14 protein-coding genes and 8 pseudogenes are annotated in these 13,541 nt (G+C 39.5%); 21 read left to right on the top strand and 1 reads right to left on the bottom strand.

Annotated elements, in window-relative coordinates; translation table 11 throughout:
* The 18 genes and pseudogenes from B6A27_RS17415 to B6A27_RS17340 all read left to right on the top strand — a co-directional run.
* Positions 1-1,013 (top strand): RHS repeat-associated core domain-containing protein (locus B6A27_RS17415; protein WP_139788165.1); only part of this gene is annotated, 1,013 nt, incomplete at its 5' end.
* Positions 1,014-1,253, top strand: coding sequence for a hypothetical protein (locus tag B6A27_RS17410; protein WP_044743717.1), 240 nt, complete (start codon positions 1,014-1,016; stop codon positions 1,251-1,253).
* A gap of 250 nt (positions 1,254-1,503) precedes the next feature.
* Positions 1,504-1,749: a hypothetical protein gene (locus B6A27_RS17405; RefSeq protein WP_044743719.1), complete on the top strand. Its 246-nt coding sequence runs from the start codon at positions 1,504-1,506 to the stop codon at positions 1,747-1,749.
* Positions 1,750-2,057: 308 nt separating this feature from the next.
* Entirely contained in the window at positions 2,058-2,654 is a 597-nt protein-coding gene (locus tag B6A27_RS17400) for a hypothetical protein (protein WP_044743716.1), read from the top strand.
* 117 nt (positions 2,655-2,771) lie between these two features.
* Positions 2,772-3,521, top strand: a pseudogene (locus tag B6A27_RS17395) (RHS repeat-associated core domain-containing protein); the annotation flags it as partial.
* Positions 3,521-3,754 (top strand): hypothetical protein, encoded by a 234-nt coding sequence (locus tag B6A27_RS19460; protein ID WP_080862786.1) that lies wholly within the window; start codon positions 3,521-3,523, stop codon positions 3,752-3,754. The pseudogene B6A27_RS17395 and the gene B6A27_RS19460, both read left to right, overlap by 1 nt.
* A gap of 38 nt (positions 3,755-3,792) precedes the next feature.
* Complete coding sequence (locus B6A27_RS17385) at positions 3,793-4,329, top strand: SMI1/KNR4 family protein (RefSeq protein ID WP_080862784.1); 537 nt, start codon at positions 3,793-3,795, stop codon at positions 4,327-4,329.
* 45 nt (positions 4,330-4,374) lie between these two features.
* Complete coding sequence (locus B6A27_RS17380; RefSeq protein WP_080862783.1) at positions 4,375-4,740, top strand: hypothetical protein; 366 nt, start codon at positions 4,375-4,377, stop codon at positions 4,738-4,740.
* A 176-nt stretch (positions 4,741-4,916) separates the two neighbouring features.
* Positions 4,917-5,660 (top strand): annotated as a pseudogene (locus tag B6A27_RS19195) (RHS repeat-associated core domain-containing protein); the annotation flags it as partial.
* Positions 5,657-6,037, top strand: a complete 381-nt coding sequence (locus B6A27_RS17370; RefSeq protein ID WP_080862782.1) for a DUF7674 family protein — start codon at positions 5,657-5,659, stop codon at positions 6,035-6,037. The pseudogene B6A27_RS19195 and the gene B6A27_RS17370, both read left to right, overlap by 4 nt.
* 191 nt (positions 6,038-6,228) lie before the next feature.
* Positions 6,229-7,005 (top strand): annotated as a pseudogene (locus tag B6A27_RS17365) (RHS repeat domain-containing protein); the annotation flags it as partial.
* Between the two features lie 15 nt (positions 7,006-7,020).
* On the top strand, positions 7,021-7,584 hold the full coding sequence (locus tag B6A27_RS17360) for a hypothetical protein (RefSeq protein WP_080862781.1): 564 nt from the start codon (positions 7,021-7,023) through the stop codon (positions 7,582-7,584).
* A 116-nt stretch (positions 7,585-7,700) separates the two neighbouring features.
* Positions 7,701-8,324, top strand: a pseudogene (locus B6A27_RS17355) (RHS repeat-associated core domain-containing protein); the annotation flags it as partial.
* Between the two features lie 15 nt (positions 8,325-8,339).
* Entirely contained in the window at positions 8,340-8,648 is a 309-nt protein-coding gene (locus tag B6A27_RS19525) for a GH-E family nuclease (protein ID WP_483294920.1), read from the top strand.
* Between the two features lie 15 nt (positions 8,649-8,663).
* Positions 8,664-9,026 carry a hypothetical protein gene (locus tag B6A27_RS17350; RefSeq protein WP_080862780.1) on the top strand — a complete coding sequence of 121 codons (363 nt, stop codon included), beginning with the start codon at positions 8,664-8,666 and terminating at the stop codon, positions 9,024-9,026.
* Between the two features lie 199 nt (positions 9,027-9,225).
* Positions 9,226-9,789 (top strand): annotated as a pseudogene (locus B6A27_RS18755) (RHS repeat-associated core domain-containing protein); the annotation flags it as partial.
* A gap of 6 nt (positions 9,790-9,795) precedes the next feature.
* The gene (locus B6A27_RS19190; protein ID WP_304528564.1) at positions 9,796-10,110 is read left to right on the top strand and encodes a polymorphic toxin type 8 domain-containing protein; all 315 of its coding nucleotides are present in this window, start codon (positions 9,796-9,798) and stop codon (positions 10,108-10,110) included.
* Between the two features lie 4 nt (positions 10,111-10,114).
* Complete coding sequence (locus tag B6A27_RS17340) at positions 10,115-10,492, top strand: DUF2750 domain-containing protein (protein ID WP_221212137.1); 378 nt, start codon at positions 10,115-10,117, stop codon at positions 10,490-10,492.
* A 232-nt stretch (positions 10,493-10,724) separates the two neighbouring features.
* On the opposite strand, the pseudogene B6A27_RS17335 reads toward B6A27_RS17340, so the two are convergent.
* Positions 10,725-11,603, bottom strand: a pseudogene (locus B6A27_RS17335) (IS982 family transposase).
* 563 nt (positions 11,604-12,166) lie between these two features.
* Between B6A27_RS17335 and B6A27_RS19455 the strand changes: the two are divergent.
* From B6A27_RS19455 to B6A27_RS17315, 3 genes and pseudogenes are all read left to right on the top strand, one after another.
* A pseudogene (locus tag B6A27_RS19455) lies at positions 12,167-12,286 on the top strand (ATP-binding protein); the annotation flags it as partial.
* A gap of 147 nt (positions 12,287-12,433) precedes the next feature.
* A complete protein-coding gene (locus tag B6A27_RS17320; RefSeq protein ID WP_369815521.1) occupies positions 12,434-12,940 on the top strand; it encodes an inorganic diphosphatase in 507 nt (168 codons plus the stop codon).
* A 102-nt stretch (positions 12,941-13,042) separates the two neighbouring features.
* Positions 13,043-13,279, top strand: a pseudogene (locus B6A27_RS17315) (IS701 family transposase); the annotation flags it as partial.
* Positions 13,280-13,541: the final 262 nt, after the last annotated feature.

The raw sequence follows: 13,541 nt of genomic DNA, 5'->3' as shown, positions 1-13,541 counted from the left end.
AATGGAACGAAGCCGATCAATTGGTTTCCGTTACAGGAAAAGGCGAAAGCGCGCCGTTTGTGACGTACCAATATGATGAAGATGGCCGCCGCATTCAAAATACCGTCAATGGCGTGGTGACGAACTACCACTACCAAGGCGACAGCCTCAACGTCTTATATGAAACCGACGCGAGCGGAAATGTGGTACAATCGTATGTATACGGAGAAAACGGCCAGCTGTTGGCGATGAAAAAAGGCGGGGCGACGTATTTCTACCACTACAACGCCCATGGCGATGTCATCGCGTTAACGGATGCGCAAGGAAACGTGGTCGCTCGTTACGAGTACGACACATGGGGCCAACTTCTTTCAAAATCCGGTGAGATGGCAGACGAAAACCCATATCGCTATGCGGGATACCAATATGATGAAGAGACGGGATTGTACTACCTCATGGCCCGTTACTACCACCCAACCCATGGTGTGTTCCTGTCCACGGACCCTGATCCAGGAGATTCGGATGATATTTTGACGCAGAACGGCTACACATATGCGAACAACAACCCGGTGATGTTGGTCGATCCGGATGGGCATTTTGTCTGGATGGCGATTAATGCGGGATTTGCGGCGTATGATGGGTATAAAGCCTTTAAAAAAGGCGGTTGGAAAGCAGCGGCGATTGCCGTTGGCGTGGGGCTTGTTGGTGGTGCGGCTTTTAAAGGTGCCAAAATTGCGTATAGGGTGTATAAAGCTAGACGGGCTCTAAATTTTGCTAAAGTTACTAGAAAGGCTGTAGCTGGAAAAATAACAGGATATACTAAACATGGTTTAGCACAGGCTATGCAAAGAGATGGTGGTAGAGGAGTGGCTCCTAAAGCTATTCTAGATGCAACTAGAACCCCAAAGAAAGTGGTTCAACAGTCAGGAGGAAGAACGAAATATGTGGGTAAGAATGCGGTTGTAGTTCTAAATAAGAACGGAAAAATAATTACTACTTACGCAAAGGGCTCAAAAGGTATAAGGAGGAAGTAAATGTTAAAGCTAAGCGCAGATATGTTACTTTTATTAAGAGAATGCTTGGAATCCCGTAGACCCGACCTTCTGTGGGTTTTAAATAATGAAATTAATATAAATGAAACCTTAGGTAACGAATTGAGAGATATTGTAAATGAAGAGTTTTTGGAAAAAGGATTAAATAATGATGATGAACCAAATGAGCTGGGGATAAAATTAGAGAGATTAATAGACGAAATTGGAAGGTGTTTTATGTAAGTATGTCTGTTTAAAAGGTGAGATTTCCCAGATTTACGATTTATAATCGTGAATTAATCCTTAGAAGACAAATTCTCTTGAAGTTTTTCGATTAGAGTAATAGGTATGTGTCGAAAGAGAATGTGGCATGGGACTTTGAATCATAATGGTAGAATTATACAGGTTAGACCTGATACTAAATTTACTGGTGGTGCCAAGGTTCACTATCGTTTTGATAGGAATGGGAACTATATTGGAAAGTGGTGAAAAAATGAGACAACCAACAAAAGAGGAAGTGGTTGATAAACTAAAAATGATTTTACAAGGAAAGCTAACAAGAGAAGAAGCAGCAGATTGGGCTTCAGAATATGTCATGCAGGATGAGCCAAATATATCAGATGAAACTGTTTGGGAACTTTTACAAATTGTTTCCGGAGTTGATTTAAAAGATGGTCCGGATGAATACCTACATGTAGAACAAGACGTTATGGATTGGATAACCAAGTATAGCGATTAAAAATATTAAAAAAACCTTGATTGGTTATGTGCCTTTCAAGGTTTTTCAATTTCAAGCCTAACAGATCTATCAAAGAGATGAAGGTGTTTATAATCGAGGAACTGATGAGGGGAACTACATTTTATTAGAAATTTAAGAAAGAATGGTTGGAGTTTTGAGAGAAAGGGAAGTATATTTAGGTTAACTAAAAATGGAGCTGCATACATTGTGCGTGCCAAGGACAAAAACTGGCATGGATGGACGGCAGAGTATTTTCCAAAAGGACATAAAGGCGCCGCACCTTTAAAAATTCGGTTAGGTGATAAAGAATGAACTTGAAAGAACTATTTATTAAAGCCGAAAAAGAGTATTTAGAGATAAAAGAAATTTTAAGTACAACATTTCAGCTTCAATGTGAATTGCCAGATCAAGTATTCCAAAGGGGGTATGGTAGTTTTCTTTTTGGGAAATATAACTATTTATTTAAAGAAGAGTTTTGGAATAGCATTCAAGAGTTGTCTAAAATATCAGGCGATTCATATGTCCTATTAGCAGAACTGGAAAATTATTATAACGAAAAAATGGGATGGTATGAATGTGTTAAAATTCCAGTTGAACTCACTTATGAACATTATTTAGACATTTTCAACACGGAAGAAAGCGATAATGGAAAATTTGGTTTGGTTCATTATGGTTTTTATTTCGTTTTTACTTCGCCGTCTTTGCAATGGGGAATCTGGGCGGAAAGAGATATTGAAACTTATGTGTTTTCGTGCAAAGAAAATTTTAAATCTAAACTTGCTGAAATTCGATTGCCAGGCGCTTTTCAGCTAAAAGAGGTTACCAATCATATTAATTCAGTCTATTATGACGAGGAGGAGGCTAAAAAGTTTTGCGAGAAGTTATTAAGGAACTACAAAAATTAGGAATTTGTAGATAATACCATTTCAAAACTTAAAGGGTGAAGACAATTTTTGAAAAGCAGGAGAAATTCTATTCTCTTGCTTTTCTATTTTAATTACGGTGCCAGACATGTGCCGGGAAAAGGCGAAAGCACGCCGTTTGTGACCTACCAATATGATGAAGATGGCCGCCGCATTCAAAAGAACGTGAATGGCGTCGTGACGAACTACCACTACCAAGGCGACAGCCTCAACGTCTTATATGAAACCGACGCGAGCGGAACTGTGGTACAATCATATGTATACGGAGAAAACGGCCAACTGTTGGCGATGAAAAAAGGCGGGGCGACGTACTTCTACCACTACAACGCCCATGGCGATGTCATCGCCTTAACCGATGCGCAAGGAAATGTGGTCGCCCGTTACGAGTACGACACATGGGGCCAAATTCGTTCTCAAACGGATGCCCTAGCAACCGAAAACCCGTATCGCTATGCGGGATACCAATATGATGAAGAGACGGGACTCTACTACTTGATCGCCCGTTATTACCACCCAACCCATGGCGTGTTCTTGTCCATGGACCCTGATCCAGGAGATTCGGACGATATTCTAACCCAAAACGGCTACACATATGCGAACAACAACCCGGTGATGATGGTCGATCCCGATGGGCATTTTGTGTGGATGGCGATTAATGCGGGATTTGCGGCGTATGATGGGTATAAGGCGTATAAATCGGGAAAAGGATGGAAAGGTGTCGCAGTCGCGGCGGCGTTTGGTTTTGTTGGTGGAGGAAGATTAAAGACAGCGAAAAAAATAATTTCCATTGCTTACGCTAGGCGCAAAGCTGTTCAGGAAGCATGGGCTCTTGAAATGAAAGGCAATTAATTATTAAAACTGGAAAAGGAACAAGAAGATGGAGTAATAAAAGGAAAGCTGAGATCATTAAGACAGGTAGGGCAAAAGGATTTTACGGTCATCATATTAATAGTGTATCTTCTAGACCTGATTTAGCAGGTAACCCTGATAATATAAGATTTGTTACATTTAGAGAGCATTTTGCGCTCCATAGCTTTAATTGGCGTAATAAAACAAAGGGTAAATTAATAAAAAGAAGATAGCTACTAAAACATAGATAATTTTATTCGGAGGAATTGCCATGTTGGATAGACCTACTTTATTATCGAAGTTATCTGTCTGGAAAACAAAGGGATACAAAAAATTGAGAAATGGTACAGAATTAATAGCTATTTTAGATCCTGTGAATATGCCAGATTATTGGTTTCACGCTATCTACGCTCCTTTAACCCAAGGTGAAATTGACGAATTCCAAAAAGAGTTAGAACTGCATTTTCCAAAGCCGTACCAAAAATTATTACTACAGTTTAATGGTATTCGTCTTTTCGGTTTAGAACTATTCATATTTGGAAAAGAGCAATTCACAAAAAACATGTCCTATGACGAACAAACAAATCAACCTAAAGACTTAGAGGACGAAAGAAGCTGTTTAATAGGAGACATTCCAAACGATTTGTTTTACTTTGCTCGAAGAAGGGAAGACACATTTTTCTTTTTGAACTCTCAAGAAAAAGTATTAGGAGTAGATAATGAAGGATATCTAGTCGGGGAATGGCATAATATCGATGAATGGTTTAAAGCACAAATATTAGAATTAAATAATAAGCATACCGTATAGAAAACCAACAGCATTGACATTTAAGAGAAGAGGGGAATAGAGGAAGTGTTTGATAATAGTCGAAGAGAAGTATTATCATTCATTGCGTCAATGAAGAAAAGAGAGTTTAAATTTGAGAGTGTGGAAGTTTATATTTTTTCACCAGATGAAATAGACAATGCGCAAATAGGTTATTCTATTGATTTAAAGGGCAACTCCCTAAAAGGAGAGAATAAAGGGGATTGGAAGGGAGTTTGGTTGGTGATTGGACACGATTTGGAAGTAGGAGATCCTATTTTTGTAGATTTATCTTCCCCAAACTATCCAGTTTTCACAGCTAAACATGGTTTGGGTTACTGGGAAGCCGTGTTACTTTCTGAATCATTATCCCTGTTTTTTACAGGTAGTGGATTAACTAATGATATTACTTAAATTCTTTGATAACTTACAGGATTCCTCTATCGATTATGAACGGAAAGCTGCATTCATTTTGTAGCGTCGATATCTTAAAACTTTCTATTCAGAAGGACAGCAATTAGTCCTTCTGTTTTTTAACTCTATGTTTCTGGTATATTTTTGTTTATACTGAAATCACGTTCTCAATCGCTGCGCAAGGAAACGTGGTCGCTCGTTACGAGTACGACACATGGGGCCAACTTCTCTCAAAATCCGGTGAAATGGCAACCGAAAACCCGTATCGTTATGCCGGATACCAGTATGACCAAGAAACAGGTTTATATTACCTGATCGCCCGATACTACCACCCAACCCATGGCGTGTTTTTATCCATGGACCCAGACCCAGGCGATGCGGATGACATTCTGACGCAGAACGGCTATACGTATGCGAACAACAACCCGGTGATGTTGGTCGATCCGGATGGGCATTTCTTCTGGTTTGTAGTTAACGCTGGATTTGCGGCGTATGATGGGTATAAGGCGTATAAAACTGGCCGGGGATGGAAATACGTAGCTAAAAAAACAGCCCTTGGTGCGATTGGTGGAGGAAGGTTTAAGCTTGTTCGAAATACGAGTAAATACGTCATTAAGGGGATAGGAAAGTTAAGTAGAAGAGAGCAGCTTTTAGGCCAAGTTACAAATAAAAAATTACGAAACTCTATTCATGAAATGTTTCGTCCGACTGCTACGGTAGGCGATGGCAGCCTAGCTGCTGCGGTTAGGCTGGAAGTTAGAAAAGGAATTTTAACAGGAGGAAAATCCCATATTATAAAGGCAAAAGAAAGGATAAGAAATCTAGAAAAAATTTTAGCTAAAGAAAATTTAAGTGGTAGGGAAAGAAGAATAGCAAATCATCTATTAATTGAGTTAAAAAGAGCTCTAAATGGAAAATGAATGGAGGGATTATTATTACTATTGAAGTTTTTACGAAGGAATTTTTAGAACTATGTCCCGAATATAAAGAAGCCTATGTTAAACATATCGAATACAATGAGGAATTTCTACCCCATGTATTTTTTGGTGAAACGTTAAATGAGGATTTGCCAGAGTTAATCAGAAAGCGGGCATGGTATAAGGTGAAAAAAATCTTTGATTTTATTGAACTTATGCTTAAGGAGGGAGACATAAATGTTCAAGAAGTAATTACTATGACCGTTTTAGCGAGATTAGGAGATGAACCAGAGATCATGGAGAAAACATTAAAATATATGGGACCTGAGACAAGAAAAGCGTCGGAGGAGATAGAAATTTTTTGGGGAAGACAACCATGATTTAAGTTTCATGAAGCTATCTCCAAAGGTCGTAAGACGATCTTTGGAGATCATCCCTATAAGCCCCACTGTAAATTAGCACATTATTTCGCGGAATCCGTATGGAATAATTTTGAAAACAATTCAGAAATAATATTCAAAATTTTTGAGGCTTGCTCCGAATTTTACATATCTTCTTGTTTAAAGTGCGCTTGTCAATGAAAGAAGGCGACGCGACGTACTTCTACCACTACAACGCGCATGGCGATGTCATCGCGTTAACCGATGCGCAAGGAAACGTAGTGGCTCGTTACGAGTACGACACATGGGGCCAGCTTCTTTCCCAATTGGGTGAGATGGCAACCGAAAACCCATATCGTTATGCCGGATACCAATATGACGAAAAGACGGGACTCTACTACTTGATCGCCCGTTATTACCACCCAACCCATGTCGTGTTCTTGTCCATGGACCCTGATCCAGGAGATTCGGACGATATCTTGACGCAGAACGGCTACACATATGCGAACAACAACCCGGTGATGCTGGTCGATCCGGATGGGCATTTTGTGTGGATGGCGATTAATGCGGGATTTGCGGCGTATGATGGGTATAAGGCATATAAATCGGGAAAAGGATGGAAAGGTGTCGCGGTCGCGGCGGCGTTTGGTTTTGTTGGTGGAGGAAAATTAAAACTTGTTAGACATACAGGGAAAAGCCTTAAGTTTGTATGGCTTCTTGGCAAAAACGGTTTTCAAAAGAAAACCAGGATTAATACCGATTTGCCTGGTGGCAAGGCAGTAGCTAAAAGTATATTTAGGCACTTAACGAAAGGGAAAAAAGTCATTCAAAAAAGAGATAGAAATTCTGTGAGAAGGTATACTCCTGATAATAAATATCAAATTCGATATAAAAAGCGAAAAGACGGAACATGGAAGATAAATCTAGATTTAAAACGCGGTGGAGTGTATGAGGACATACATTTTTAAAAGGGAGGGGTTCCTTTGTCATCGGTACCACATTACCTGATTCCGATCCAAGCAAAGCTTGATGATTTACGTAGGATTTCTCAATCACAACATATCAGAGTATTCATAAGTTCTTCAGATTTGGATCTAGATTATGGAGAAGCTTTTAGCTGCACGCAAGTCGTACTGCAAGTGAATCATCAGGAATGTTATGTAGTGACGGCGGAGCAAACAGAAATCGCTTATAAAGCGGAGATTGATCATCTTCTCATTGTAAAGGAAAAAGAAATACCAACATTACAATCGTTCAATCCTAAAGAAAAATTAGAGTTTATCCAGATAAAAGAAATGCAATCTCAAAATGGATTTCAACTGATTACTTTTTTAGAAGAAGACTATTATTTTAACTCTAGTGGGCTAATTTTCACTTTTGAAGCAGGAGCAGCTCTTATGTTAGCCAATCATAATGAAAAAATTTTCATTAGCCTTGGAAACACTCCGTATGTGCTCCTTACGACCTCAAACATCGAGGATATTCATAAGATTTTATTAAAAAGGGAGTTAAAGCCTTATACATTACAGATGAAACCTAGTATTTAAAAAAAGAGGAAGCGATCTTTTGGTTAGTATCGCAAGAACGGCGTCAAAGTGTTTCTTGGTCAGAGGTTATCCCGGGGTTTCGGGTATAACCTCTTTTTGTTATAAAAATACGATGACGCATTCAAAAGAACATCAATGGCGTCGTGACGAACTACCACTACCAAGGCGACAGCCTCAACGTCTTGTATGAAACCGATGCAAGTGGAAATGTGGTACAATCGTATGTATACGGAGAAAACGGCCAGCTGTTGTCAATGAAAAAGGGCAATGTCACCTACTTCTACCACTACAACGCGCATGGCGATGTCATCGCGTTAACCGATGCGCAAGGAAACGTAGTGGCTCGTTACGAGTACGACACATGGGGCCAGCTTCTTTCCCAATTGGGTGAGATGGCAACCGAAAACCCATATCGTTATGCCGGATACCAATATGACGAAAAGACGGGACTCTACTACTTGATCGCCCGTTATTACCACCCAACCCATGTCGTGTTCTTGTCCATGGACCCTGATCCAGGAGATTCGGATGATATTTTGACGCAGAACGGCTACACATACGCGAATAACAACCCGGTGATGCTGGTGGATCCGGATGGGCATTTTGTGTGGATGGCGATTAATGCGGGATTTGCGGCGTATGATGGGTATAAGGCATATAAATCGGGAAAAGGATGGAAAGGTGTCGCGGTCGCGGCGGCGTTTGGTTTTGTTGGTGGAGGAAAGTTTAAACTTGTTAGAAGTACAGCTAGGTATATTATAAAAGGCAAGCGTGCTATCGAACGTTACAATAGGATAAAACATTATGGTCGTACCCCTACTCCAAAAGTTAGAAAAGCAGTTCTCAAAAGAGATAATTATACTTGTCAATACTGTGGGGATAGAAGAGGACCGCTTGAGGTTGATCACAATCCTTCTCTAAAACGACATTACTATCAAGAAGGATATCGAATGTCCACTAAAGCAAGGAAAAGATGGGCAAATGACCCAAGAAACTTAAAAACTGCTTGTAGAACTTGTAATAGGTCAAAAGGCGCCAAAACTTACCCGACAGAATGGCCGTAACATGGAGGGATTATTATGAAAGAATACGAAACATTGTTTAACGAGTATGTACATGAGCTAACAGAAGCAGTAAAGGAAGAAGAAGAAAGATTAAAAAGAATTAGAGAGATAAATCGTAATAAATTTGATACTGAAGAGGAATTGGAAATTTTTATAAAAGAGAGATTTGACCCCATATGTCATTCAGGAAGAGTTATTGCTGTATTTAGAAAGTATTGGCTTGAATGTAATAAATTAAATGAGGCAGATATCGGCTATGTAAATCCAGAGGATTTTACGGTAGATTGGTTATCAGGAAGACATGAAAGTCTTTATCAGATTGTAACTGACATGGCTTACTACCCAATAGGCATTGATAAACATGGGAATTATTGTTGATAATGATTATTCCTCAAAGGTGAAATGTCTCCTTTGAGGTTCTTTTTTGTGTAAGTTCACTAGCATTTTGTAGGTATTCAAATAAGTATAAGCTCTGTTTTAGGCCCTTGAAGAACAAGTCTAGCGAGAGGTTTATTTTATAGCGTTGTCGTCTTTTTAGTTAGACCATTGATATAAAAAAGGAAAATAAGACTAGTACGTTCTCTATGAAACCGAAGTCAGTGATACTCTGTTAAAATCATATGTATACAGAGAAACCGGCCAGCTGTTGTCAATGAAAAAGGGCAATGTCACCTACTTCTACCACTACAACGCGCATGGTGATGTCATCGCCTTAACCGATGCGCAAGGAAATGTGGTGGCCCGTTACGAGTACGACACATGGGGCCAGCTTCTTTCCCAATCGGGTGAGATGGCAGACGAAAACCCATATCGTTATGCCGGATACCAGTATGACCAAGAAACAGGTTTATATTACCTGATCGCCCGATACTACCACCCAACTCATGGCGTGTTCTTGTCCATGGACCCTGATCCGGGAGATTCGGACGATATCCTAACCCAAAACGGCTACACATATGCGAACAACAATCCGGTGATGTTGGTCGATCCGGATGGGCATTTTGTGTGGATGGCGATTAATGCGGGATTTGCGGCGTATGATGGGTATAAGGCCTTTAAAAAAGGCGGTTGGAAAGCGGCGGCGATTGCCGTTGGCGTGGGACTGGTTGGCGGTGCGGCGTTTAAAGGAGCCAAAATTGCGTATAGGGTGTATAAAGTTAGACGGGCTGGAAGGTTGGATTTACAGTTTTTTGCTAGTGGTAGAAGAGGTAAACAAGCACGTTTAAGAGAATTAGCAAATGATGATAAATTATCATCAGTTTTACGTGGTGAAATTCGACGTGATATTAATGAAATTAAAAGGGGGAAAAGAAGAACTATAAGAGTGCCAAAGGGATATGAGTTAGCTCATAGACGTGGATATGAGGCAAGAAAAGGATACGGGTACGAACACAGTGATTTACAAACAATAAGAAATCATAGAACTCAGCACAAGTATGATCGCTATGGAAGAAGGAGGTAAAAACATGATAAATGAAAAAGAATTTTACTCTGTTCTTAACTTACCAGCTAACAAAAGGTATGAATACTTTATAAAAAAAGTAGTCGATTGGGGAGAGGTATGGGGACTCTATGAAGACGGTTGGGCAATGACTGAGGATGATAATGGCAATCTACTAATTCCTTTTTGGCCTAAAAGAGAATTTGCTCAATATTGTGCCGCCAAAGAATGGGAAGGATATACTCCTGAACCAGTTGAACTCGATGAGTTTATGAATGAATGGCTTCCTAGGATAAAAGAAGAGGGATATAGACCATCGATTTTTTGGAATGGTTATGATTCCGCAGTAATGGAAGTTGAAGTTTTGTTAGGAGATTTAGAAGGTGAATTAGAAAATTATTAGACTTTTGATAGCAATGTTATCTATAGTAAAATTTTGGGGTAAAAGAGCGGCAGTTCAGTAACTGCCGCTCTTTTTGTAAATTCATTTTTAGCACCTCCCTCTATAAACTTTAATTTTCTTTCTTCAGATTTCTTACGTTTTTTTTAAATTTCGTAAACACATGATAGCTTTGCCACCTCGTATAAATAAATATTACTTGAATTTATACAATACCCGTGGTGCTAGTTGAACTTTAACGCTCAACTAGCCCAAGAATGACGAGTGAATAAGCGAGTAAAATGCCATCCAAAGCTGATTCAAATCCATAAACAGAGTTGGCGCGAATCTCTGTGATCCGGTACTGATCAATGAGAACGGAAAACACGGTTTCCATGACTTTGCGCTTTCGTTTCATCCATCGTTTCCATGCTTTCGATTGATGGATTTTCTGTTTTTTCTGAACGGGAGTCCAAAAAGTGATCTTGTATTCATCATACAGCTTCTTTTGCAAGTCTTGGCTCACCTATCCTTTGTCACCAAGTGTATACGGATGAGGAAGTTGGGCCATCACGGTTTCCGCAGCTGTCCGGTCGTGACAGGATGCTTCGGTGACGACATATCCCATCGGAAGCGCTTGGTCGGTGATCTGAAGATGGAGCTTAACCCCATAGTAAGCCATCTTTTTGAATGCACAATACCCAATATCGGCGATTCCTTGAAACCGTTTGACGCGATCCATTCGTGCGGGGTGGCAGAGTTCAATGGGTAAGCTATCCACTACTGCATAAGCGTGATGTTGCCCACGTTTGGCTAGTTGATATCGGATCCATTGGACGGTAAAGCCAAGATTTCGACAACGCCGGTTCTATCGAAAGTGTTCAGGAAATCAATCTTTCGAAAATAAGTTTCCGATCACAAATCGGTGTCAAGCTCGTTCGGATGTAAAACCTAATAACTTTCCAAGAACATGGACGGCGATGATGACCTCCTCTTCTTATTTCAACAAATGGCGATTTCGGTGTTGTAAATACATCTGAATCAAAGACAATTGTCCAGATACAAAGAATAAAATCGCTGCATATTGTTTTTGAATTTTCGCTTCATCTGTTGTAAAATGAAAGTGCTCTTGCATGGGACTTCTCCTTTTGAATGTTTGGTCGCACTTTCATTTTAAAGGAGATCCTTCATGCAAGGGCTATTTTTATGCTCATCTCATTTTATCTAGCACCATGGGTTTAAATAAGTATTCGCACAATATTTTAATAGGAATGTACGTAATATCCGCCATCCATCCTTCATTGGGAGCCGTTGCTTGAAAGGTTTGTTTCAATAAATTGTCCTATACGTTGTAATGGGTCTCAATTCTTCTTCACTCATGATGCGAGCGATCGGCTTTTGAGACACACGAATCCCTTATTTGCGTAGTTCTTGCGTCATTTTCGGACTTCCGTAAATCTTACAGTGTTTTTTGCAAAAAGTGAATTTGTTTTGGTTGAATAAATATTCGATTGAAGTTGGCCATACCGGGGCTTGATATGGAGCCTTTGCAACCATGATTTTTTCCAAATAATACAGAATCAGTAAGTTTCGCAAATCAATACAGATTACCCATGGTTGCCACTCCATGTAAAGCCCCTATGAATGAATTTTGAATAAAATCTTGTACATCTCTGCACTTTTATTTTGTTCTAAACATGGGGGAAGGTACTCGGTGAGGATGTACGAGCCACAGCCGTCTTAGATCTCCTATTACATCACGCCATTACCTTTAATATCAAAGGCGATTCTTATCGTCTACGAGATAAAGAAAAAAGCAGGGGTTTATCCTGCCCAGTTGCCTAATTAAACGTTCATAATGGGGAATTTCATTTCGTTGAAATTGGGGAATTTTAAATCGTTATTGACAATTGTGATACAATTTTATGCAGTTAAAAAATTCGTTAGCTAAAATGCTTTAAAGAGGTGGCTGAAATGGAAAATGTAGTTGAAGTAACTATTGAGGTCCCACGTGGAGAACAAAATAAGTATGAATTTGATGAATCCACAGGGAAAATTAAATTAGACCGTGTACTATTTTCCCCTATGTTTTATCCTTGCGATTATGGCCATATTGAGAACACACTAGCTCTTGACGGCGATCCATTAGATGTATTAGTACTAACTACAAACCCTACCTTCCCTGGATGCGTGATTGATACGCGTATTGTAGGAGCACTTATTATGAGCGATGACAAAGGACAGGATGAAAAACTAATAGGTGTTCCGCTTTCTGATCCACGATGGGAAAATGTGCATAGTCTTAAAGATGTTAATCCTCATACCCTTAGGGAGATTAAACATTTTTTTGAACGATACAAGGAACTCGAAAATAAAGAAACAACTATTATTGGATGGGAAGGGAGAGATGTTGCTCTTAAATTGATTAAGAGTTGCCAAGACAGATTTAAAAAATATCCTGTAGCTGAGTAAAATAAAAAATGACATAAATTTATAACAAAAAAGGAGACATGAACCTGATTCCTTGGTTAGAATAGATGTGCCCACAACTATCCAAAAGGAGGTTCATGTCTCATGAATAGATTAGCACATCATCGAGGAATCCATAGGTTTTTCGAAATGTTTGGATTGACGCTTTATTTCTCGAAACCGGTCATGAAGCCTCTTGTTTATGTGGTGTGGATGCCATGATCATGAACGGCTTTTCGGGAGCGTTGACTGGGAGTTTTCATCCGAACCATCGAACGATAACTGAGCCATTTTTCATGAAAAGCCTATGATGATGAAGAGACGTTGCTTCGCAAGCTCCAATAGTGCATGCTTCGTCGTATCGAACGTATCGCGAAACGGGAGAATCAGCCTCTTTTTGTTTTGCAGGAAAAGATACACATTCCGTTAAATGAATTATGTAGTAACACCAATAGCTATAATTATTTTGACATTAACAATGAAGAAAATAAAATTGATTTCTGGAAAAAGTTATATCGAGCCAGGGTTATTTATAAAATATCTAATTTGAAAAATATCCGATAAAAAAGGTTATGAAAATATATAATTGATATAATTTGGAAGT

It is taken from the genome of Anoxybacillus sp. UARK-01 (assembly GCF_002075365.1).
Taxonomy (GTDB): domain Bacteria; phylum Bacillota; class Bacilli; order Bacillales; family Anoxybacillaceae; genus Anoxybacteroides; species Anoxybacteroides rupiense.
This window is presented reverse-complemented; position numbering and strand designations above follow the sequence as displayed.